This window comes from Rhodococcus artemisiae, assembly GCF_036327795.1.
Lineage (GTDB): Bacteria > Actinomycetota > Actinomycetes > Mycobacteriales > Mycobacteriaceae > Rhodococcus > Rhodococcus artemisiae.
On record NZ_JAUTXY010000007.1, the window covers coordinates 62053 to 86408 of the forward strand.

The following is a 24356-nucleotide window of genomic DNA, read 5'->3' on the forward strand; positions in this document are numbered from 1 at the left end:
GTTATTCACCGTCCTTCGTCACCGTCAGACTCTTGCTGCGGCGTTGCGGCACCTGCACGTCGAGGCTCTCCGTGGTGAGGAATCTCTTCAGGTCGGTTATCCAGGCAGCGATGCCCTTCTCGGTCAGCATCATGCTGTTGTGGTCCTCTCGAACGAGCAGCGTGCGCAGATTCTCTACGAATCCGTCCCATAGCGACGTTGCTTCTTCCGGGTAATCGTGGCTCTTTCCAGCGCCTTCGGTCGCGACGACGAGAAGCGTCGGCACCTTGGCCATGTGGCCGGTCGTCATTTGCGACATCAGCAGATTGGTTCGAGAACTCGCGACCGCGATCGCCCTTCGCTGCAGGTCGTCGATTCCTGCGAACAACTCCGTGGGGACTTCGTCCGTCCCCTCGTCGATGAGCTCGATAGCGAGGTTCTCCTGAATTTCAGGATCGGTGAGGATCCGACTCATCGGCACAGCTGGAGCAACTGCACGCACGGAACTTGCCGTCGAGGGCAACGCGTCGACGATCACGAGGTGGGCCACGTCCCGACCCCGGGAGACGAGTTCGTTGGCGACTGCGAATGCGATATGCCCACCGTATGACCACCCCAGCAGATTGAGCTCACCGTCTGGAACCACCGACTCGATGACATCCGCATAGGCATTCGCCAGCTCGGTGATCGTAGAGAAATCGACCACCATTCCGGCGTGCACGGGGTCCTGGATTCCGTAGAGACTCCAGCTGTCCGGGATTCCACGAAGAATGCGCGAGTACATCGTCGCGAAGCCTGTGAACTCGTGGAAGCAGAAGAGCACGCCCGGAGTCTGGGTCTTTCGCATGGTGATCAGGACCGCATCGAGCAATGATTGCTGCGTCGGATCGCCCTGTTCACCCTCGAGTAGTACCGCCAACTCGGCCGGCGTCTGGTGCCCGAACACATCTTTGACCCTGGCTTCGTGCTTGCCTCCCGAATTGATCCGCGCCACTAGTCGCATGGCCAACAGTGAATTGCCGCCCGACTGGAAGAAGTTCGCGTTGACTGACAGTCGTTCGACACCGAGCAGCTCGGCAGCTGCCTCCACGACCACGCGTTCAGTGGCGGTAGTCGCGGCGACGAACTCTGTGTCTGCCGCTTCGATCGATGGCAACGCGCGGAGGTCCACCTTGCCGTTCACGTTCAGTGGGATCGCTTCTATTTCTGCTATTCCTGCTGGAATCATGTACTCCGGAAGGATTTCTCCGGCGCGTTTCCGTACTGCATTCACGTCCAGTTGAACGTCGGTGGCAGCTACCAGGTAGCCATAAAGCTGCGTTACTCCATGGTGGTCTGCGCGGGCCACAACGGTGGCTCCCGCGACTGCCGGATCGTCTGCCAATACGTCGGCGACTTCCCCGGGCTCGATCCGATATCCGCGAATCTTCACCTGGTCGTCGGCCCGCCCCAGGTAGGCGATGTTCCCATCGGGTGTCCTCCGTGCGAGGTCACCGGTTCGGTACATCCGATTCCCCGGCTCGAATGGGCATGCTGGGAAGCGTTCGGCTGTGAGTGCTGGTTGCCCCCAGTAACCTCGCGCGATGCCGTCGCCCGCCAGGTATAGCTCTCCTGGCACACCAGGCAAGGCAGGGTCGAGAGTCTCATCAAGGATGTAGGCACGCGTATTGAATATCGGCGTTCCTACGTTGGGCACCGGGCTGTCCGCGAGATCCGCCCCCAACGCATTGATCGTGTATTCGGTGGGGCCGTACAGGTTGTACGATTCGACGCCCGGCGCTTGACGGAGCTGCTGCCACAACCTGTCCGGGACCGCCTCGCCTCCCAGCGAGACGAACACCACCCCCGGCGCATCCGCAGCCACCGACCGGGCCGACGGCCGGTCTCGGTCGAGTAATCCCTGATCTACGAGCAGTTGCCCGTAGGAAGGCGTCACGTCGAATCCGTCGATACGTTGCTCATCGTAATATGCCATCAATGCGGCCGGTTCGCGCCGTAGTTCTTCGTCGATGATGTACACGGCATGACCGTTGAGCAGCCAGAACAACTGCTCCCACGAAGCGTCGAAGGAGAACGATGTGGTGTGCGCGATCCGCAGACGTCTCCCGGCTTGATGGGCAACCACTCGATCGAATATCTCGAACACGTGGTTTGCGTACATGTTGGTCAGTCCGCGGTATCCCACCGCGACGCCCTTCGGGCGCCCGGTCGAACCCGACGTGAAAATCACGTATGCGAGGAGATCGGGATGAATCGGTCCGCCACGCTCGGTGTCGGACACCGCGAAAGCGTGCGCCGCCTTGATCTCGGCCAGCACCTTCGGCTCGTCCAGGTTGACAATCCGGCCTGCGGTGGCGCCGAGACGAGCAAGGTCACGGTCGGTTGCGAGGGTTGCCGTGGGCCGAGCCACCTCGAGCATGTAGTCGATTCGTTCGTCCGGGTGTTCCGGGTCGATCGGGACGTACGCCGCGCCGACTGCGAATACCGCGAACATCGCGATGACCATCCGCTCGTCTCGGGGCAGAAAGAGCGCTACGCGATGCTCTGGACCTACGCCTCGCGAGATCAGCAACCGCGCATATCGATTCACCTCCGCGTCGAACTCACCGAAGGTGTAGCTGCGACTGCCGGCGACCAATGCGGTCGATCCTGTGGATCTTGAGACCTGGTCGCGAAGGAGATCGGCCACCATCGCAACGCCCACATCCTCGCCCCGACCGGCCGCTGATTTCAGGGCCTCGGCTCGTTCGTTGTCGGTGAGGATGGGGATTGTGCCCACTGGACTGTCGAGATTCGCGACCAGTTTCTCGAGTACGGCAACGTAGCGGTCGAGCAGATCATTCGCCTGGACTGTGGAAAAGACATCGACTCGGTACGAGAGTCGAACATGGACCTGCGCGACACCCTCCGCCTCCCAAGGATTGACAGCGAAGGTGATCGGGTAGTGCGTGGCGTCGTTGAGGCCCCCGCCGGTCACCTCGGGACCATCGTCAGCCGAAGCGCCGATCTCATGGGGGAAGTTCTGCACCACGAAGAGGGTGTCGAACAATGCCCCCATCCCTACGCGTCTCTGAATCTCGGTGAGGGAAGCGTACGAATGCTCCATCACGTCGAGTTGTTCCCACTGCACCCGCTGGAGCAGTTCTCGGACGGACTCGAACGGTTGCACCCGGACACGGAAGGGAAGCGTATTGAACAGCAGGCCGATGATTCGGTCTGCATCCGCCAGCTCCGCAGGACGTCCCGACACGGTGTTACCGAAGATGACGTCACTTCGGCCGACGAGCCGTGCCAACACCAACGCCCACGTGGTCTGCAGGAGCGTCCCCACCGTCGAACCGGACTCGCGGGCTGCGGCATAGATGTGTGCCGCAAGGTCCCCATCGATATCGAAATGGCACTCGCCAGTTTCAGCGACCGACTGCATCCCGTCCATCGTGTTCAACACGGACGGTCCGGTGAGGTCGTCGAGGTAGCGGTCCCACGCCATATAAGCCCCGTCGGTATCCTGTTCAGCCAACCAGGTGAGGTAGTCGCGGAATGAGGCTGGGGGGATCGATCGCACCCGTTCCGGTGCCGCGTAGGCCTGCAGGAGTTCATCGAGAAATGCGTTGAATGACCATCCATCCATGAGGATGTGTTCGAAGGTCATGACCAGCAACCACTGGTTGTCGAGGCATTCAAGAAGTGTGAAACGGATCAGCGGCGGATTCTCGTGGGTGAACGGTTTGGCCCGCTCGTCGCGCAGAAAGGCCTCGACGTCTTCGCTCGCCGATCGCCATTCGGTGCCCGCGATAATCTCGAAGGGTACCTCGGTCTGTGCCGGAATAACCTGTACCTCACCGTTGCCCACGACGGTGAATCCGGCTCGTATGTTTGGATATCGATCGAGCATGAGAGCTACGGAGTCTCGCATTCGATCCGGATCGACTGGACTGGCCAGCTCTCGCGTGACCTGGGACACGTAGGTGTGGCGATCACCCGACTCCGCCGCCCGAACCAGATGGTACAGAAGGCCACTCTGCAACGGCGAGAGCGGAAGTATCTGTGATCGGGCACCGAATCTGTTTCTGATTTCCGCAGCCTCCCGATCAGAAAGCGGAAGTCTGTCCGCCCGCTCCACGCTCAGGGGGCTTTCGCGATCATCTGCCGGTATCCGACCACTCGATACGATCGCTTTGAGTACACCGTCCGCGAGATACCCCGCGGAGAGCCCACCTTCGCAGTCGGTCCGCACGTCGACCGAGACAGGGACCTCACCGCCCTCCTCCGCAGCGATGTACACCACCACCGAGATCGGTGTCTCCCCATCTGGGCACCACTGCCTCGAGTCCACATCTGACAGTTCGATGTCGGTCCAAAATATCGCCACTTGCACGGTGGCCGGAGGGACGTCATCGAAGAACGGTCCGAACGTCGTGCTACCCATCGCGGCACGCAGCTCGGCCGCGCGGCGACTGGGTATGCGCATCGTGTCAGCGGCCACCGAGGCTTCGGCGGGGACCAACACAGGAAACGAATACAGGCCGCCGCGCGTATCCGACTCCAGCAGGTCCACGACGACGTCGGTAGTCGCACCGATGCCTGCCGTAATCGAGTCGACGATCGCCGCTCGGAAGTCTGATATGCCGCCGATACTGGGGCTGCGCAGACGACCACGACGCAGTGCTCGGCGCTCCCCTAGCTGAATCTCACATCCCTCCGGCACCGAGCCCTCGGCGTCGGCGAACCCGTCGACCCACTCCTCCCAGTACGGATCAAGAAGGTGATCACCCAACTCCTGCTCGGTGAGATGGAATTCGTCGTGGCGCCAGGCGACCTGCAGTGCGGTTCCTTCCCGGTGGCCGTCCACGAGTTTTGTTCCTGCAGACAGGCAGGCATCCAGGGTATCTGGCGATCGCAGCCCGATCCCTTCGAGCCAGTGAACGCCGCCCTCGTCCTTCTCGACCGTCACCGCCAATTCCAGTGCTGCTGAGAGCTGGCTTGCGGCAGCTGCCCAGAACTCACTGTCGGTGCCCCCCAGAGCACCGAGGTGCAGACGAACCCGTGCTCCCTCCGGCTGAACGGCCGAGGTATTCAGGTGTGCTGCCACCAGGTTCACAAGGTTCTGGGTCGGTAAGTGCGGGAAACGGGTTCCCAACGCGAGGAACAGGTGGGTCCTGCGCAGAAGCCGGGTGGCAGTCTCGGTGCTGAACAGTTCCTGCGCCGAATTCAGACGCAACACAATGTTGTCGGACTGTCGAACGATCGCGAACACGAGGTCGAAGAAGGCTGCTCTCGCAGGCGATCCCTCGCCGGCCTCCGTCGCACTCAGCTCACGCTGTCGCACTGCGGCATCGGGATCTGACTGCGTACTTCGCTCGTCAATATAGGCGGCCATCGTCTGGAAGAACGGCGAGACGCCGGGGATTCGCGGAGGATTGATGTGCTCGACGATTGTTTCAAATGGAACGAGTTTGTGGGAAACGGCGTCGATGACATGATCTCGCACCGAGTTCAACAGGTCGGCAAAAGATCTCGATGCTACCGGCTCTGGGCAGATCACCACGGTGTTCACGAAGTAGCCGACCAGATCGGACAGCATCGGGTCATCGCGGAGGCTCACCGGCGTTCCGACGGGGATCTTCGACGACCCGGGGCTCTCCGTATGCAATGCTAGAGACAACGCCGAGATCAGTAGCTGCAGCGGGGTGACACTACGATCGCTCATGCACCGATCAAGCTGCAGACACTCGGTATCCGACAGCGCTATATCCACATGCTGCGTGGTCCGGCTGTCACTTTCATCCCTGGCGCGATCGAGGGGAAGTGGTGTCTCTGGGGGGACACCATCGAGCCTGTGCGTCCAGTAACGGAGGTGTTTGCTGAAGTCCGATTCCGGGTCGCGCTTGTCCCCTAGCGTTCGCCGCTGCCATACGGCGAAGTCGGCATATTGCACTGGCAGGTCCGGATATACCTGCCACTTCCCCGTTGCGATGTCATGGAAGAAACACTGGAGATCCTGGAGGATCGCCGCGATCGACTGATCATCGGTAGCCAGGTGGTGTCCATGCACGATCAGGATGTCGTGGATTCCGTTACTGATCACCGTGAACTGGGTCGGGAACTCAGCCTCGAGATCGATGGGTGTAGCGATGATTGCAGCTATGCGTGCATCGACGGATGTGGCATCGGGTAGCACTTCAGTGTCGTCGAACCGGACACTGGGCCCCGACGGATGGATGACCTGGTACACCTCGCCGAATTCGTCGTGCCGGAATCGAGTACGCAGGATTTCGTGTCGGGAGCACAGTCGGGCAACCGCCGCGGCTAGGTCGTCGCGGCTGACTTCAGCGCCGATGTCGAATGCGGTCCCGAGCAGGTACGGTGCTCCACCGCCGATACGATCGATCAGCCAGAGTGCTTGTTGACCGTAGGATGCGTGGATCGGTTCGGAACGCGGGTACTCTCCGACTCTCGGACCAGTTGCTATCCTCGGCGTGCTCTCGACAAGCTGCGCGAGAGCCGCGATTGTCGGGTTGTTGAAGAGATCCCTGAGGGTGAGCGCGCAGCCGAGTTCTCCGTTGGCGCGCGCGACAGCTCGAGTGGCCAGGATGGAGTGGCCACCGAGCCGGAAGAAGTCGTCATCGACGCCGAGGAGGGTACCCGACTCGATAGCCAACACGTGGCCGAAGATGCCAGCGAGGGTCTCTTCTGTGTGGCCTTGCGGCCCTCTTCCGGAAGCTGCAGGTCGGGTGGGCTGCACCGCAGGGAGGGCTTTCAGGTCGAGCTTCCCGTTCGGGGTGGTAGGGAACCGCTGGAGATGAGCGAATCCGGTGGGGACCATGTATCCGGGGAGCTTCTGCTGGAGGTATTGTTGGAGCTCCTCAGCCAACGCCGCGAAGTCGTCCTGGGTCGACGCCGAAAGATAATACGCCACAAGTCGGGTTCCGAGAATATCGTCCTCGACGGCCACCACTGCGGCCTGCGCCACCGCCGGATGGGTTTCCAACGCTGCGCGGACCTCGTCGAGCTCGACTCGGTTGCCGCGGATCTTTACCTGATCGTCAGTGCGCCCGAGGTATTCGAGCGCACCGTTGGCGTTCCAGCGGACGAGGTCACCGGTGCGATACAGCCGACCCCCTGCAGTGGCGGCGAACGGGTCCGCGATGAACCGAGTTGCTGTCAGGCCCAGTTGATTGAGATAGCCGTCGGCGAGACGATGGCTTCCAATGTAGAGTTCGCCCGCGACGCCGATCGGCACGGGATGGAGCCACGAGTCCAGCACCCAGGTTCGATAGTTGTCGACCGGCTTTCCGATCGGCACCGTCGGACCGCGGTCCGTCTCCGCAACGAAGTGGTGCGTTGTGGCTTCGCCGGCCTCAGTGGGGCCGTACAGGTTCACCACATCCCCGGCGCAGACGTCGCTGTAGCGGTGCGCCAGTGATGTTGGGAAGACCTCACCCGTGATCATCGACACGGCTACATCCGCCGTTCCTGTAGGCGCGTCCTCGACGAATGCCGTCGCCATGGACGGGACGAACGTGACGCGGGTGACATCGTGGTCGCGCATGGTCCGATCAACGTAGGCCGGGTCGCCGTGCAATGCGTCTTGACTAACGACCAGGACGGCACCTGTCGTCAGCGGGGCGAAGGTCTCCAAGATCGCAACATCGAAGGAGAACGGCGTCTTCAGAAGCGCCCGATCCGTTGCGGTCATCGGGAACCGGTACTGGTACCACGCCAGACGTTGGCAAATCCACGCATGCGACATCACCACCCCTTTGGGGCGGCCGGTTGTCCCGGAGGTATAGATGACGCAGATCGTGTCATCGGCCTCGATCGGCCGGGACAGCTCGGGCGGCCCGATCTCCGCCCGTGTTCGCGCAGCAAGAACCTCGATGCTGTCCAGGCGGAGAATCGCCAGGTCCTTCTGCGCATCGGTTGATCCACCGAGGAGCGTCTCGGTGTGCCGTGTGAACGCCGCAGCGTCGACAACAGCCAGGGTGGCACCGCTGTCGTCGAGGACGTAGGCGACTCGATCGGCAGGATAGTTGGGATCGATGGGAACGTATGCGGCACCGGTGCGGACTACCGCGGCCACTGCGACGACCGCGTCGATCGAGCGCGGCAACAGCACCGCAATCGTGTCACCGACGCGGACACCGCGCTCGATCAACACGCGGGCGAGCCTGTTCACCGACTCGTCGAACTCAGCAAAACTCAGATGTGTTCCTGCATCGCTGCAGATTGCTTCGGATTTTGGGGTTCGTTCGACCTGCATTCTCACGAGTGCGTCGACCGACCCGCCGGCGGCAGCGACTACGTCGTCGATTCGGGTACCGGCTGGCCCCACCGACCATTCGGCGATCCTGTCACGCTCGGAGTCCGGCAATGGCACCGGGAAGTCTGCGAGGATCGACTGCACTGGGTCGGCGAGGAGCATTCTGTCCAGAAACTCGGCGAAACCTGTCGCATAGCTGCGTAGTTCATGGTCTGGGATGAGCGCTTCGTTTCCGAAGAGATCAATGCGGAACCCATGAACCGGATCCGCGTAACACACCAGGTCCAACCTGCCGATGATGCCGTCGCTGACCGTTTCCTGACGGGCCCGTACGTCGCCGAACTCGACCAGATAGTCGAATGCCTTGACGTTGATGCTCGGGATGCAGCGGTAGTCAGCTTCGCCGCCAGGCCACCGCGCTGCGTATTCCTCCTCGGATACGCCTTCGGCAGCCTTTGCTGCCCTGATCGCGTCGGCACACGCCCTCGCGAAGTCGTAGACACTCATCGATGGCGAGATCGGTATCACCACAGGCAAAATCGTCACCAGCATCGACGGCGTCTTCAGTCGAGCCGGGGTCGATCGCATCATGAAATGAACCCTCAGCACAACCGAGGTACGGCCACTGACGCGTGCGGTGTACATCCCCCACACGGCGGTCAGGAGATCCACCCAGCTCAGTCGGTATGACCGGGCGACCTCTTGAATCCGAGACCATAGGACGTCGCCGCCACCTACCACCTCCTTGTTGATGGAGCCTGCGAAGACCTCGGCGGTCTCCAGGCCACCGGAAGCCTTGTATGCCTCTATGTCTGCAAACCCTTGCCCCGGATCCACCCCTGGGCGCTGTCCCGAACCGGTGACCACGTCTGTCAGACTGGCGAATTGCCGCTCACGTACCCCGCTGCCCGCGACATCGGCCGAATAGATCTCGGCCACCCGACGTGTGAACACCCCCAAGCCGTATGCATCGACCAGAATGTGGTGGGTAGTGAACACCCACGCCCATCCGCCGTCGGTTCGGCGGCGCAGGAGCGATTCGTTCAGAACGCCCGTAAAGAGATCCACCGCGGCCAGCCCCGATTGTCGGGCCTCGTCGCGGATCACGTCGTCGGCGGCGGAATGCCCCCGAACGGCAGTATCAAGCACCAGGTCGTCGACGATCTCCTGATATGGCACACCGTCGTGTTCCACGAATCGGACACGCAATGCTTCGGCTTCACTGAAGGCCTGAGACACGGCTTCGGCGAAGGCGTTGCAGTCGATCTCGCCTTCGAACCACATCACCTGAGTGATCCGGAAGACCGGGCTGTCGGGCACCAGACGCTGCCCCGCCCAGACACCTTCCTGCGGCCCGGACAGAGCAATCCTCGTCATCCAGCCCCACTTCCCTTCTCATGCTCACTTCTACGCGCGGACGCCTCAGCACAACTCGGTCGACGCCATCTGGGGCGCCCGGACCGTCTAAATCGCTCTGGACGAGAACTGGTCGACGGCGCCGGGCACCGCCTCGGAGGGATCGTGTCCGAGCCTCACGATCTTGTTGTCCGCGTCGACGTGAACCACCTTCGGTGCATGCGCGGCGAGCTCATCATGGTCGACGGTCACATAAGACATGATGATCACCAGATCGTTCGTGCTGACCAAGTGGGCAGCTGCACCGTTGATGCAGATATGGCCCCCACCTGAAGGACCGACGATCACATAGGTTTCGATCCGCGCCCCATTGGTGATGTCGACGATCTGAACGCGTTCCCCTTCGACCAAGCCCGCCGCGTCCACCAGATCTGCGTCGATCGTGACCGACCCGACGTAATGCAGATCGGCGTGGGTCACCGTTGCGCGGTGGATTTTTCCACCTAGCACTGTACGCAACACGAGAACTACCTCCTAGCTTGTTACGGGGAACCGGAGTCGGCCCCCGTGCGGATGCTGCCCCTGCGGCTGAAGGTGATTCGGACTACCGCCTTCTCGACGGCCGATCCGAATCCATGGGGCAGTCTCCCTCCGGATTGTGATCGTGCCTCGGTCAGATACATCACATCATGCTTAGGGTAGCCTATCGCAACAGGGCGTCCGTTATCGGACCACCAATCCACAACGCGCCCAACACGCACCGCTCTAACCGCTCCCTCATCCGGAGGAGTGCGATGCAGCATCCGGTCACCAGGAGGAGAACAGCAACCCCATGAAGGTCACCCGCGAACAGGCTGTTGCCGATGTAGCAGATGCACTTTTCCTCGACGCCGAGGACGTCGACCACGAACTGGACCTGGAAGAACAAGGGCTCGACTCGGTCCGGCTGATGCAGCTAGTGGATCGCTGGCGCGATTCCGGCGCAAAGGGGATCGACTTCATAGCGCTTGCCGAGGATCGTCGCCTATCCCGGTGGCTGAAGATTCTTGACGATATTCAGACCTAGAGCACGAAAAGTACAGAAACGCGAAATGCGCATGGGAGTCGGTATGAGAACTTGTATGGCCACGGTGTCACTGGGCGGAAGCCTCGAGGACAAGCTGATCGGTATCGCGACGGCCGGGTTCGACGCGGTCGAGCTACTCGATGAGGACCTTCGTCAGTCCGGGTTGTCGCCCAGCGAGTGCGGACGTCTCTGTGCCGACCTGGGATTGACGATCGACCTCTACCAACCGTTCCGCCGAGCTGAGGGAGTATCGCCGGATGAGTTCGTCGAAGTGCGGGCCCGATTCGACCGCGATCTCGGTGTGATGAAGTCGCTGGGATCAGATGCGATTCTGGTGGTGTCGAACACTGACGACGACGCCGACAGCAATCGAAATCTGTCTGTCTCGCAGGTCTCGGCGCTTGCCGTCGCTGCTGCCGAACAGGGTATGACCGTGATGTTCGAGGCGTTGGCGTGGGGTACTCACATCAACCGTGTACTCGATGCGTGGGATGTCGTCCGAGACGCCGATCAGCCCAACCTCGTACTCGTCGTGGACACCTTCCATTTGATCGCCGGCGGCGAGGATGCCTCGGTCTTGAATCAGCTACCAGACAATTCAGTGGGGTTCCTGCAGGTTGCCGACGCGCCCTGGTTGTCGATGGATCTCAAACAGTGGAGCCGCAACCATCGATGCTTCCCCGGCAGTGGGGCGTTCGACCTTGCCAGCCCCGTCGCAGCGGCGATCTCCAACGGCTACCGAGGAGCGATCTCCCTCGAGATCTTCAACCCCGAGTACCGGGCGCTCCCGCCAGCGGTTGTTGCGGAGCGGGGTGCACAGTCCCTAGACGAACTGGTCGGTCAGCTTCCCGGACTGGGCGTGAAGTGAATCGTCTCTGCGATTCAGGGTCAAGCGGGGCCAACGACCGATTCGCGCTGGCTGCGTTTGCTGATCTTCCCGACCGACGTCTTCTGGAACTCTTCGACCAACTCGACGACATCGGGCATTTTGTAGGCAGCCAAACCTCGTCCACGCAGGAACTTCCGAAGTCCGACTAGGGTCAAGTCCTGCGCGTCACTTCCCGGGCGCGGGACAATCAGGGCCTTGACGCGTTCGCCGAGAACGTCGTCTGCGATGCCCACCACCGACACATCGTGGACGCCTTCGTGGGATAGCAGGAGGTTCTCGACCTCTTCAGGGGCAACCTTTTCTCCCCCGCGGTTGATCTGGTCCTTGGACCGCCCTACGACCTCCAGGTAGCGATCTGCGCGCTCACATACGATATCGCCGGTGACGTAGTATCCATCGGGTGTGAAGCATTCAGCGTTGTCCTGGTCCGCACGGTAATACCCCCGAATCGTGGACGGACCCCGGGTGAGCAGGTGCCCAGATTCGCCGCGCGCCACCTCGTTCCCCTCGTCGTCGATTATTCGTACCTCATCGCCGTCTGAGTTGGGGCGTCCCTGGTAAGACGTGATTGCCTCCTCGGCATCATCCAGGTTGGTGAAGGTAGCCAAGCCTTCCGCCATACCGAAGCTCTGCTGCAGGGTGGCACCCAATTCCGATCGCACTCGGCGTGCTGCAGTGGCGCTGAATTTCGCACCGCCCACCCGTAGGACTCTCAAACTGGTGAGATCGAAATCCGATTTCAATGAGGTGTTGAGCCAGGCCAGTGCAAGAGGGGGAACGACCGACACGTCGGTGATCCGATGCTTTTGGATCAATGAGAATGCGGCATCGGGGCTGCCGTTCTGTGAGAGAACGACCGTTCCGCCGGAGCCCAACACTCCGAGGTAACCCGGCGATCGCATTGCGAAGCTGTGCGACAGCGGCAGCACGATCAACTGGATGGTGCCACTTGTGATTCCGCAGTGCCGCACCGCACTCCGAACGGAGGTCAGATTCGCTTCGTGCGTGTGTGGGATCACCTTCGGCCGCCCGGTGGTACCACCCGAGAGCTGAACGAATGCAACGTCCGAGGGCAGTGAGCGGCGCCTATGTGTCAGGGCTCCATGTGACAGGAGTCCGTCGAGGTCTCCGCCGCGTCCATCGGGCGCCAGTATGATCGTGTGCTCCAGCGTCGAGGACGACGCCTTCATGTCCTCAGCGAGAGCTGCGAGATCATTTCCGTTGTGCCGCTCGACCGTCACGTAAGCACGCGCTTGGGTGAAGTCCACGATATATTCGATCTCATGACGCTGATGCGCCGCGAGCGCCAGCACAGGTATAGCCCCGAGTTCGTATAACGCAAATACCAACGGGACATAGTCCGCCACATTGGGCAGGTGCAGCACTACCCGATCGCCTCTTCCGATTCCCAGATGTTGAAACCCGGCGGCAAGCCTGAGGATCCTGTCGCCGAGTTCGGCGTACGTCAGTTGAATATCGCCGGCTACTATCGCGACTTTTTCAGGATTGCGCTCAATGCTCTGGAACAGGAACTCAGAGTGCGTCTGATCAATCCAGTACCCCTGATTCCGGTACCGAACAGCGAATTCTTCAGGGTAAGGGACAAACCCGTCGAGCACTAGCGGATCCACACGCGTCATGGGGCACATTTCCTTTGCTGATCGTCTCGGCAGTAGGTTGATCTGAACGAGGTGTCGAGCGGCTGATCTGCCAATCAATACATAAACTGGCCGCCATCGACGATGATCTTCTGTCCATTTATGTAGCGCCCCCCTGGCCCGACAATTACCCCAAGTGCCTCCGCGAACTCTTCCGGTTCCGCGATACGCCCCGCGGGAATTCCAGCGAGGGCGACATCCCGGGAGGATGACTCAGTCAATCCGAGCCGGTTCCACGCCTCGTCGGTTCGGATCAGGCCCGGAATCAAGGTGTTCACCGTCACCGTTGGCCTCAGCTCAAGGGCTGAGGTCTTGGTCAGATGGTGCAGAGCGGCCTTACTCGCACAGTAGTTGGCACCGTCGACCCGTGGCCGAATCCCGGTGGTGGCACCGATGTTCACAATCGACGCAGCAGGCAGTGAGATCATCTTCGAGCCGAGTTCCCTGGTGAGGATGAATGGTGCCCGCACATTGACCGCAAAAACGGTATCCCAGTCGTCATCGTTGATGTCGAACAGGGGTTTATCGATATTGATTCCTGCGCAATTGATCAGGAGCGTTGGTGGACCGAATTGCCTGAGCACCGCATCGGCGAATCCGGCGCACAGCGTCGAGTCGGCAAGGTCGACCTGGATCAACGTCAGGTTTTCCGATTCAGGATCGGCAGAAACGCTCTTGTTGTAGGTGCCGACCACTGTCCAGCCCCGCGCTAAAAGCCACTGCGCCAGTGCGCTTCCCAAACCCGTGGCGGCGCCCGTGACCACTGCGATACCGGGGCTGAGCGCACCGACCTGCACTTCCGTATCGATCGAGGTCATCGACATCAACCGGCGCGATGCCGCGCGATGTGATCTCGCAGCGACTGCGGCCGAAGGTCGGTCCAATTCTCGTCGATCCAGTCGAGTACCTCTGTTCGCGGCTTGCCGACCGGATCGCCGTAGACAACTCTCCATCCCCCGGGTACCGGCTTGAACGTTGGCCACATCGAATGCTGCCCTTCGTCGTTCACGAGGGCATAGAATGCTCCCCCGTCATCGTCAAACGGGTTATTCGACACTTCGACTGCTCCAATCGTGGATTTCGTTGAGCCGCGACCTCTGCTAGCGCCGACTGCAGGTTAGCCTAGCCAATATTCGGGCACAACCGGCCGTGTTGACTCATCCAGAATGCGAACGAAGCCGTAGTCGTTGCCTCACATGAGAATGCGCGCGCAGCGAGCGAAGCCCTCGCGGGCCATCCCGACATGAGGCAACATGCGAGGCTTGCCGGAGCTAGCGATCACAGGCGTAAACGGCGGGAGCGACACCCCGAGACATAACGCAGCGTAGCCTAACCTCAGTTGCACATGTACTCTCCGTGGGGGACCTGGGACCCACTCAGGGACAGGGCAGGATTCCCCTGCGTCAACTCACTCCTTGTGGAAGGAAAGCAGACGTGCAGCGCACCGATGTTCATACGGTCCGGCCAGTGGTACGTCTGGAAAGTAGCAGTGGCAGCGATATTGCCGCACAGGACAGCACTTCCCTCGCGCGCCTCCTCTTCGTCATGCAGGTCATCCGTAGTTTTGAGATGGCGCTCCTGCAAGCTTCCAACGACGGGCGGCTGCACGGTCCAGTACACACCAGTGTCGGTCAGGAGATCGTTCCAGCCACTTTGTTGGCCTACACCAGGCCTGGAGACTGGGTTTTCGGCGGACACCGCTCTCACCATCATCTGATCGGTCAAGCCCTCTCTCGGCTGCTGCCGACGGACTGGAACGCCGCGACGGACACCGTTCCCGAGTCGGTTCACCACTTCTTGACAGCAGCGATGGCCGAGATCGTAGGTTGCGAAGGTGGACTAGAGGGTGGTGTCGGTGGGTCCATGCACCTGAGGGCACCGGGGATAGGTTTCGGCGGCACCAGTGCCATCGTGGGCGGGGCCATACCTCTTGCCGCCGGCGCGGCACTGAGCGCAAAGCTGCGCACCACCGACGGGGCTGCAGTCTGCTTCATCGGCGATGGAGCACTCAACCAAGGCGTATTCCATGAGACCGCTAATCTATCTGGGCTGCTGAGTCTTCCGCTTCTCATAGTGGTTGAGAACAATGGTTACGCTGAGGCGACCACGCCGTCCGAGGCATCTGCGCTGCCCGCGCTCGCATCGCAGGGGGCGGCACATGGGATGGCCGCTTGGCAGGTCCATGGGGACGATCCGGCCGCGCTACTGGCCGCCGCTGCCGAGTGCTGGAGCGTGATTCGAGAAGGCCTACCGGCCATGATCGAGGTCATCACCTACCGACACTTCGATCACACCGGCCCTCATCCAGGTAGCAAGGCCGGTTATCGGTCGGTTGAGGAGGAAGCGGACGCGTGGCGCAGGGATCCACTCGAATCGATCCCCCCGATTCTCCGCACACATGGCCTGCTCGACTCCGTACAGGTACGTCAGGTGATCGGTTCAGCACATGCACTCATCGACACCATTGCCGACGATGTGTCTGCACGTCAGGTCGCGAGCCACTCACTCGACGTCGCCAGCCTGCTCCGCTCCCAAGAGCCTCTCGCGGACGCGACCTGCAACATGCGTGAACACTCTCCACAACTGCCTGCCGGCCCCTATCGATTCCGCGAATCGATCGCTGCGGGTATTGCCAACGCCCTACGCACGCGTACGGATGTGGTCTTCCTCGGCGAGGAGGTCGGCAAGCCGGGAGGAATACTGTGGCAGGCTGGCCTGCTGGGAGCGGGCAGGTCCCTGCCCCGTGTGATCAACATGCCGATCTCCGAGGCCGGCTTCGTCGGGCTGGGCGGAGGATTGGCCATGACCGGGATGCGTCCGATCGTCGAGTTGATGTACGGCAGTTTCGTACTGGTGGCCGCGGACCAACTGTTCAACCACATCGGTGCCGTCCGCGCGCTCTACGGCGGTAACGCCTCCGCCCCCGTTATCGTGCGCACGAAGGTTCCCTACGGGCGTGGATACGGAGCCCAGCACGGACTTAACCCGGTAGCCCTGTTCGCATCGTTTCCCGGGTGGCGCATAGCGGCGCCCGCGACTCCCCAGGAGTGGTTGGGTACATTCAACTCCGCGTTGGAATGTGAAGATCCGGTCCTGATTCTCGAGTTCACCGAACTGTATGACGAGAAATTCGACGTAACCCCCGCAGAGTTCACGACTTCGTTGCCGTTGTGGGGACACAACAGAATTCGTTCGGGATCTGATGCAACCATCGTCACCTACGGACTCGGCGTATCGCTAGCAACACAGGCAGCTGACCTGCTGGCTGCGGCGGGAACCCAGGTCGAGATCATTGATCTGCGGGCCCTAGACATGCTGAGTATCGATGTCGCGGGGCTGCGTCGAGCCCTGTCACGCACTGGCCACGGGCTCTTCGTCGAGCCCTCCCCCCAGAGTCACACCATCGCACCCCGACTGTGGGCCGAGATCGGGCAGGTGGACGGGCTGGTACTCAAGAGCCTGTCATGTGCGGATGTCCAGCCGGTTGCGCGAGCCCTCGAAGCGCAAGCACTGATCGATGTGAAGGACATCGTCCAAGCCATCGAGGAGATCAAGTGCTGCAGCACGGTCGAAGACGCTCAACACAATCGAGTGGGCTCTGGCGTTCGGGAATAGTAGCGCACTGGGCTTGTTCCTATCCGACAGAGTCGCGGCGCCCACCGCTTCGATCTCTGCCCAGCGGAACAACCTGCGGTGTCCCGGCCACCGGGTCGGGCACCACCACACATCGCAGCCCAAACACCTCTTCGACGAGTTCAGCAGTGACGATCTGCGCCGGTGCACCCTCCGCGACAACCTCACCGTCACGCATGGCAATGAGATGCGTCCCGTACCGCGCGGCATGGTTGAGGTCATGCAGAACCGCCACCAATGTCCGTCCCTGGTGGTTCAGGTCGGTCAGCAGTTCCAGCAAGTCGACCTGGTGGGTGATATCGAGATACGTGGTCGGCTCGTCCAAGAGCACGATGCCGGTCTCCTGCGCCAGGACCATCGCCACCCACACCCGCTGCCGCTGCCCGCCGGACAACTCATCAACAAGCCGTCCGGATAGCCCGGTGACCGCCGTTGCCTCCATCGCTGCGACCACTGCCCGTTCGTCGGACTCGGTCCACTGACGGAGGAAATTCTGATGCGGATACCGACCGCGTGCCACGAGGTCGGCGACGGTGATCCCATCCGGTGCCGTCGACGACTGCGGCAGCAGCCCCACCTGCCGCGCCACCTCTTTCGCCTTGTACGAATGGATATCCGCCCCGTCGAGTACGACGCTTCCCGCTTTCGGCGCCAGCAACCGTGACAACGTGCGCAGCAGTGTCGACTTTCCGCACGCGTTCGGTCCGACGATCACGGTGAAGGACTGGTCCGGGATCGCCACCGACAACTCTCGCGAGATGATCCGCTTGTCGTACCCGAACGTCGCATTCTCCACCCGCAGCCGGGACTCGGTCCCCGCCGACGCTGTTGCGGCGTCCACTCCTCGATCCTTCTCGGTGACAGCCATGGATCTCCCTTCTGCTCCCGGATCCTCAGACACGGCGGCGGGCCTCCCGGATGAGCAACCAAATCAAGTAGCCACCGCCGACGATGACGGTCACTACACCGACGGGAAATGACTGCGGCAAGAGGTGCTGGGCGACGAGATCGGCTCCGGCGAGCAGCAGCGCACCGGTGAAAGCGGCCGGAACCAACGCGATCCCCGGCGAGCGCGCCAGGCGCCGAGCGATCTGTGGTGCCGCGAGCGCAACGAAGGCGATCGGCCCGGCGGCGGCGGTCACCGTCGCCGTCAGCGCGACGCCGATCACCATCACCACCAGGCGCACCGGCTCGGCACGCACCCCGGTCGCGGCGGCCGCATCGTCCCCGAGCTCCAATTGCCGCAGCCCTCGTGCCGCTGCGGCCAGTCCGACCAATAGCACCAGCACGACGAGGCTGCCGATCCCGGCCTGTGCCCAGGTGATGGCCGTGAGCGTCCCCGCGCCCCATACGGCGGCCGTCATCGCCACTTCCAACCGTGCCGTCAGCATCAACCAGACGTTGATCGAACCCAACACCGCGGAAATGGCGATCCCGACGATGATGAGTCGGAACCCCTGAATACCGCCTCTCCAGGCAAGCAGATACACCAGTGCGGCGACCACGAGCCCACCCGCCAGCGCACCGCCGGCAACCTGCGCATAGCCGCCGCCGATGAGGATCATCACGATCAGCGCGCCGGTATATGAACCGGTCGAGAAGCCGATGATGTCCGGGCTCGCCAACGGGTTGCGGGTCACGGACTGGAACACCGCGCCCGCAACACCGAGCGCTGCGCCGAATGTCACGGCAGCCAGTACACGCGGTAACCGCCATTCGAACACCACAATCCGCGCGAAGCCCGCATCGGGATCGTTGGCCAGCGCGGCCACAACCTCCCACACTGTCAGTGGGTACTCTCCTCGCGTCAGTGCCCATATCGTCACTGCCACCGTGAGCGCGCCCAGCAGGGCGCAGATGATCAGCGGTCGCACGCGCCAGCGCAGCGCAACCCCGCCGGTCCGCGTCACCATGATCCGGTGGCCGAAGTCGACTCGTCGGGCAGTCTGCGCTTCCGGGGAATTCATCGGCGATTCGACATCGATCGTCACAGCCCACTCACCTTTTTGCGGCGGACCAGCACGATGAGCACCGGCGCACCGATACAGGCGGTGACGATCCCGACCGGGAACTCTGCGGGGCGGATCAGGACGCGACCCACGATATCCGCGGCGAGCACCAGCGAGGGAGCCAACAGCGCGGTGTACGCGAGGATCCAGCGTTGATCGGGGCCGACGACCCAACGGGCGATGTGGGGCACCATAAGACCCACGAAACCGATAGGGCCGGCGACCGCCGTCGCACCGCCTGCCAGCAGCGTCACCGCCGTGACCACGACGACGCGGGTGAGCATGACGTTGGTTCCCAATGATCTGGCGAAGTCGTCGCCGAGGGCGATGGAGTTCAATGCCGGTGTGGCACATGCCGCAAGCCCAAGACCGACGACGAGGAAGGGAACCACCGGTAGTGCGACGTCCCAACCGCGATTGACGATACTGCCTGCGTTCCAGTTCCGCATCTGGTCGAAGGTCAGCGGATCGAGTAGCACCATCGCGGTCACGATGCCACCTAGGACTGCTCCGAGTGCGACACCAGCGAGGGTGAGCTGTATCGGGTCTGCGCGAGCACGCCCGGCGGAACCGATCAGGTACACCGCGACGGTCACCACGAACGCCCCGGCGAACGCGAACCACACGTAGCCCTGAATCGAGCTCACCCCGAATACCGCCACACCCAGAGTCACGAAGAACGCCGCTCCCGCGTTCACACCGAGAATGCCGGGGTCGGCCAGCGGATTTCGGGTCAGTGCCTGAATCAAGGCACCCGCCGCACCGATCGCCACGCCGACCACGACGCCGACGAAGGTGCGCGGGATCCGCATGTCCCAGATCACGTACGCATCACCCTGAATATCGCCGTGCACCAGCGCATCGACCACCCCCGACAACGGGATGATCTTCGATCCCACAGCCAGGCTCACCAGCAACAAGGTCGTCAGGAGGGCGATCGCCAGCACCAAGCCGACGAATCGCCTTCTCCCCAGGGACATGCCAGATCGTGGTTTCCCGCCGGTGGAGTCGGCAGCAGCGGAGTCGGCAGCGCCCGGGCGGAGTGCTGCAGAGTCTGCCCGTGCAGTCATCGAAGGTTCCTCACGTTTGTCCGCCCACATCCGGGCGCCGAGCAGCCCCCAAGGCGACTTCGCCCTGGGGGCCTGAGGGACGACTGGTCAGCGAACTACCAACTACTCGCTGCTCTGGTTCAGTGCCGACTCCTCCAACTGAGGTACGGCATTGTCGAGCCACCACAAATAGCTCGTGGACACTCCGCCATTGAGAGCCGTCCACTCCTGGGGGGTCAGGTAGATCAGGGTGCCGTTCTGGGCCGACGGTAGTTCGGCCACCCGCGGGTCGGACCGAAGGGCCTCTTTGAATTCGGTGTTGGGCGTGGTTCCCTTTTCGGGGATGATGAAGAGTACATCGGCGGTCAGTTGGTCGACGTTCTCCAGCGAGAACTTCGGGGCGGTGAGACCCTCCACACCTGTCGTCGGCTGACCTTCACCGGGCTCGAGACCCAGGCCGAGCAGCGGCTCGTTGGCATAATCGGACAGTTGAAGAATGTTGTCGCCTGCCAGGACCGCAACCTGGAAGGTCTTACCTTGCAACCCGGGCAACCGCTCCGCCGCCGCTGCCAGCTCCGACGCGTAGTCGGCCTTGATCTCCTCCACAGATGCCGAGTCGTGGCCGGTGAGCGTGGCCAATGCCGCCAGCTCGTCCTGCCATGAGGTCTGGGTATCCGGATCAATGCCCACATAGGTCGGCGCGATCTGCGAAAGCTGGCTGTAGAGTTGGTCGTCCGCACCCCAGATATTCGTCAGAATGAGGTCGGGGTCCAGCGCGGCGATCGCCTCAGGCGACGGCGTGTTGTCAGCGGTGATGAGATTCGTGGCGGGCTCACCCTCGAACGACCCCTCCAGCCACGGATAGAACTCCAGCAAGGACTCGCTGTCCTCGAACGGCGCCGCCGAGTACTCGAAGGACTCCTCGCCAAGGAGGTGCAGCAGTTCGATATGCCGCGGTTTGAGAGCGATGATCCGCTCGGGCTTCTCCTCGACGGTGATCTCACCACGAGCGGTGTCGATCGTCGCCGGGAAGGCGCCGGATACCGCCGCCGATCCCTGGTCTTCCTCTGCGCTGGGCGTCCCGTTCGAACAGCCCGCAAGGACCAACGTGGCACCGATCAGGGCAGCGAGGGTCGCTGTGATGCGCTTTCGCGCGGTGGGCAGCGGCATAGTGCTTTTCCTACTCTCGTCGGTCTCGACCACTGTGTCGCCATCGGCCCAGTGATCCTCGGCTGCCCGTCAGCCGCAACGCTGAGTCGCGCGGACCGACGCCAGCGCACCGGGCGGGTGACAGGGTGGTGCGTGCATTGTCTGAATCAGACGGATACTGCAGGCATGAGCTTAGCCTCACCTCAACGCCGTTTGCTATACCCCCAGACGACTTAATTCTTCATGTCACGATCGAGAGTCGGTGGGTTGCCTGTGTCCTCGCACGCAATGGCGGATCTCGGCGACGTTCGTAGCCCGACAAACGTCAGCGCGAAGGACGTTGCAGCGCCAATCCCGGGAAGAGGCCACGATGAGATTCTCCACGTGGCGCACTCAGCCCTGGACGGCCGCGGCGATCCAGCTTGCAGCGGGGTGCGCTGGCTGAGTCGATCGTGAGGTCGAGAATGCGACTCCGGCCGGGTTCAACAAGGACTACCAGCAGCACACTGACTGCCGACAGATCAGTACCGGCGAAGGATCCAGTCGGCTCCCTTGCGGTCGGATCGAACTGGCGTGGCGAAGGTGAGCCGGAGATGGGATGGCCGAGTATGTTTCGGGCCACACCAGCGTCATCGATCAGCAGTGCGTACTCTGACCCAGGTATGCCTACCCTATCTACGGAGCGCAGGTGAGGAGTCGCATGACACAGCAGAAGGTGATAGCCGACGTGGTCGGAATCGGGGCCGGGCCATCGAACCTGGCTCTCGCGGCGGCTATCGACGAGCGAAATCGCACGGGCCAACGTCCGCTGACCATGACAATTCTTGAGCAAAAGCCCTCCTTCGGCTGGCACCCGGGGATGCTGCTGGAGGGAGCGACCATGCAGATCGCATTCCTCAAGGATCTAGTGACGATGCGCAACCCTCGCAGCCCCTTCTCTTTCCTGAGCTATCTGGAAGCCCGGGGGCGCCTCGTCGACTTCGTGAATCATCAGACATTCTTTCCCACCCGGGTCGAGTTCACCGACTACCTTTCCTGGGTGGCCGACACCGTCGCGGCGTCCATCGAATACCGCTCCACCGTCACGGCAATCGATCGGTTGGACGCATCCTCAGGCGACGATGCGCGGTGGCTGGTTCGGCGCTCCGGACCCGACGGGGTGCGCGAGCTTCGCGCCCGATCGGTCGTGGTCGCGACCGGACTGCGCGAGCGTCTACCCGAGTGGGCCATCAGAGGGCCCCGGCTATTCCACAATCACCGACTCCTGGAGCACATCGAAGCAGCAGACCTGGCTATCGACCGACCTCACCACTTCCTCGTGGTCGGCGGCGGACAGAGCGCCGCGGAGGTGGTCCAATACCTGCACCGCGGCTACCCAGAGGCCATCGTGGACAGTGTGTTCAATTCCTACGGCTTCCAGCCCGCCGACGACAGCCCGTACGCCAACCGCGTCTTCGATCCCGCTGCAGTGGACGACTTTTTCGATGCCCCAGCCGATGTTCGCACCGAACTCATGACCCGACATTCCACCACCAACTACGGCTGCGTCGATCTGGAATTGATCAACGAACTGTATGCGGCGGAGTACCAGGAGAAAGTCACCGGCCGCCAGCGTCTGCGGATACGACCGGTCACTGTTGTAGAGTCTGCGAAAACTTCAAACGATCCCACCGACGGCGTGCGGGTCACCCTGGTCGATCGGATGCATGGCACGCGCACCGTCGAGGACTACACCGCCGTCATATGCGCCACCGGATTCCACTCCGTCGGGGTTTCCGATGTGCTGTCTGGTTGGGGCGTCACACCCGAACGCATGGCGGTGTCCCGCGACTACCGCCTAACCATCGACGGCGAACCCCTCAACGGCCTGTATGTGCAGGGCGCCACTGAACAAACCCACGGCCTTGGGTCCACGCTGCTGTCGAATGTGGCTGTGCGCGCAGGGGATATTCTCGACACCATCGCCGCCGACACCGACCTGGCCGCCGCCACTGATCTGGCCGCCGCCACTGATCTGGCCGCCGCCACGAGAGGAGCGTAATGCGGGTCGTCACCTTCGGCTTCCAGACCTGGGGCCACCGCACGCTGTCAGCAGTGCTCGACGCAGGACATGAGGTTGCGCTCGCCGTAACCCACCCCGTATCGGATAACCCATATGAAAAGATGTGGAACGACTCGGTAGCGGAACTCGCCACGGACCGCGGTGTCCCCGTGCATATAGCCAAGCGCCCTGACGAGGATCTATTCGAAGCCGTCACCGCAGCCGCACCCGACATCATCGTGGCGAACAACTGGCGTACCTGGCTACCGAAGTCGATCTACTCGTTGCCACGGCTGGGAACCCTCAACATCCACGACTCACTACTACCCCACTACGCCGGCTTCTCACCGCTTGTCTGGGCTCTGATCAACGGCGAGAGTCATGTGGGCGTTACCGCTCACCTCATGGACGAGGGACTGGACACCGGACCGATCATCGCGCAGCAATCGGTCCCCGTTGGGCCGCGGGACCGCACCGTCGACCTCTTCCACCGCACCGTCGATCTGATCAGCCCCCTCGTCTCCCGATCTCTAGAAGAACTTGAATCCGGTACGGCACAACCGATCCCGCAGGACCTGACTGACGCCACCTACTTCCATAAGCGCTCCGATGCCGATAGCCTCATCGACTGGACCTGGTCCGCCGACTCGATCGAGCGGCTCATCCGCGCCCAGTCCGACCCTTACCCTAACGCGCACACCGTCTTCCAAGGGAAACGACTCGCCATCACCTCAGCATCGGTGTCCATCAAGCGCTACGGCGGCACACCCGGACGCATCTGTGTGCCCGACGGGGACGGCATCGCTGTGGTCGCCGGTCCCGATGCGTGGCGCGGCGGCAATCCGGCGTTGATCGTCGAGCGGGTCCGCACTTCACAGGGCACGGAGTACCCGGCAGCGAAGATCCTCGGGGACTCCGGCGCCTATCTCGGCTGATCGCAATCCGCGGTAGCCCGATAGCGATGTTGTCCCCGTCCCCTGACATCCCGGGTGAGTCCGGAAGTTGGACATGCTCCGTTGGTGCGGTGATCGGGGCACGCGAGCCCGGTCCGAGGTGCTGCCGTTGCTGCACCTGCATGGCCTTTCCACCAGCGATTTCGGGCCCGCACTGGAGCAGTTCCTCGGATCCGGCACTGGGCTTGTCCGCCTCGTCGGTCGCCCGGCTGATCACACAGTGGCATGACGAGGCGAAGGCCTTCGCCTCTCGCAGTCCGACTGCGTGTATCTATGGAGCGAGGGCATCTACCTGTAGATGGTTACCAAGG

14 protein-coding genes and 1 pseudogene are annotated in these 24356 nt (G+C 62.3%); 6 read left to right on the forward strand and 9 right to left on the reverse strand.

Translation table 11 applies throughout. The features are described 5' to 3' along the window. Nucleotide 1: 1 nt before the first annotated feature. Together Q7514_RS16190 and panD are read right to left on the reverse strand one after the other, a co-directional pair. Nucleotides 2-9619 (reverse strand): amino acid adenylation domain-containing protein, encoded by a 9618-nt coding sequence (locus Q7514_RS16190; protein ID WP_330134306.1) that lies wholly within the window; start codon nucleotides 9617-9619, stop codon nucleotides 2-4. 87 nt (nucleotides 9620-9706) lie between these two features. Then, entirely contained in the window at nucleotides 9707-10120 is a 414-nt protein-coding gene (gene panD, locus Q7514_RS16195) for an aspartate 1-decarboxylase (protein WP_330134307.1), read from the reverse strand. A 310-nt stretch (nucleotides 10121-10430) separates the two neighbouring features. Here panD and Q7514_RS16200 point away from each other — a divergent pair, with 310 nt between their 5' ends. Beyond that, on the forward strand, nucleotides 10431-10664 hold the full coding sequence (locus Q7514_RS16200; protein WP_330134308.1) for a phosphopantetheine-binding protein: 234 nt from the start codon (nucleotides 10431-10433) through the stop codon (nucleotides 10662-10664). A 55-nt stretch (nucleotides 10665-10719) separates the two neighbouring features. After that, a complete protein-coding gene (locus Q7514_RS16205; protein ID WP_330134309.1) occupies nucleotides 10720-11532 on the forward strand; it encodes a sugar phosphate isomerase/epimerase family protein in 813 nt (270 codons plus the stop codon). 20 nt (nucleotides 11533-11552) lie between these two features. On the opposite strand, the gene Q7514_RS16210 is transcribed toward Q7514_RS16205, so the two are convergent. The 3 genes from Q7514_RS16210 to Q7514_RS16220 all read right to left on the reverse strand — a co-directional run bounded on the left by Q7514_RS16210 (nucleotide 11553) and on the right by Q7514_RS16220 (nucleotide 14268). Beyond that, nucleotides 11553-13193 (reverse strand): (2,3-dihydroxybenzoyl)adenylate synthase, encoded by a 1641-nt coding sequence (locus tag Q7514_RS16210; protein WP_330134310.1) that lies wholly within the window; start codon nucleotides 13191-13193, stop codon nucleotides 11553-11555. Between the two features lie 74 nt (nucleotides 13194-13267). Continuing rightward, nucleotides 13268-14029, reverse strand: a complete 762-nt coding sequence (locus tag Q7514_RS16215; RefSeq protein ID WP_330134311.1) for an SDR family NAD(P)-dependent oxidoreductase — start codon at nucleotides 14027-14029, stop codon at nucleotides 13268-13270. Between the two features lie 5 nt (nucleotides 14030-14034). After that, a complete protein-coding gene (locus Q7514_RS16220; RefSeq protein WP_330134312.1) occupies nucleotides 14035-14268 on the reverse strand; it encodes an MbtH family protein in 234 nt (77 codons plus the stop codon). Between the two features lie 377 nt (nucleotides 14269-14645). Here Q7514_RS16220 and Q7514_RS16225 point away from each other — a divergent pair, with 377 nt between their 5' ends. Next, entirely contained in the window at nucleotides 14646-16826 is a 2181-nt protein-coding gene (locus tag Q7514_RS16225; RefSeq protein WP_330134313.1) for a thiamine pyrophosphate-dependent enzyme, read from the forward strand. A gap of 19 nt (nucleotides 16827-16845) precedes the next feature. Here the strand turns inward: Q7514_RS16225 and Q7514_RS16230 are convergent, their stop codons facing one another. The 4 genes from Q7514_RS16230 to Q7514_RS16245 all read right to left on the reverse strand — a co-directional run bounded on the left by Q7514_RS16230 (nucleotide 16846) and on the right by Q7514_RS16245 (nucleotide 21072). Then, nucleotides 16846-17712 (reverse strand): ABC transporter ATP-binding protein, encoded by an 867-nt coding sequence (locus Q7514_RS16230; RefSeq protein WP_330134314.1) that lies wholly within the window; start codon nucleotides 17710-17712, stop codon nucleotides 16846-16848. A 25-nt stretch (nucleotides 17713-17737) separates the two neighbouring features. After that, a complete protein-coding gene (locus Q7514_RS16235; protein ID WP_408016116.1) occupies nucleotides 17738-18811 on the reverse strand; it encodes a FecCD family ABC transporter permease in 1074 nt (357 codons plus the stop codon). A gap of 20 nt (nucleotides 18812-18831) precedes the next feature. Further along, nucleotides 18832-19923 carry an iron chelate uptake ABC transporter family permease subunit gene (locus Q7514_RS16240; RefSeq protein WP_408016110.1) on the reverse strand — a complete coding sequence of 364 codons (1092 nt, stop codon included), beginning with the start codon at nucleotides 19921-19923 and terminating at the stop codon, nucleotides 18832-18834. Between the two features lie 102 nt (nucleotides 19924-20025). Beyond that, nucleotides 20026-21072 carry an ABC transporter substrate-binding protein gene (locus tag Q7514_RS16245; protein WP_330134316.1) on the reverse strand — a complete coding sequence of 349 codons (1047 nt, stop codon included), beginning with the start codon at nucleotides 21070-21072 and terminating at the stop codon, nucleotides 20026-20028. Nucleotides 21073-21778: 706 nt separating this feature from the next. Between Q7514_RS16245 and Q7514_RS16250 the strand changes: the two genes are divergently transcribed. From Q7514_RS16250 to Q7514_RS16260, 3 genes and pseudogenes are all read left to right on the forward strand, one after another. Beyond that, complete coding sequence (locus Q7514_RS16250) at nucleotides 21779-23092, forward strand: lysine N(6)-hydroxylase/L-ornithine N(5)-oxygenase family protein (RefSeq protein WP_330134317.1); 1314 nt, start codon at nucleotides 21779-21781, stop codon at nucleotides 23090-23092. Continuing rightward, on the forward strand, nucleotides 23092-24027 hold the full coding sequence (locus Q7514_RS16255; protein WP_330134318.1) for a methionyl-tRNA formyltransferase: 936 nt from the start codon (nucleotides 23092-23094) through the stop codon (nucleotides 24025-24027). Before Q7514_RS16250 ends, Q7514_RS16255 begins: the two co-directional genes overlap by 1 nt. 112 nt (nucleotides 24028-24139) lie before the next feature. Next, nucleotides 24140-24340 (forward strand): annotated as a pseudogene (locus Q7514_RS16260) (IS256 family transposase); the annotation flags it as partial. Between the last annotated feature and the right edge of the window lie 16 nt (nucleotides 24341-24356).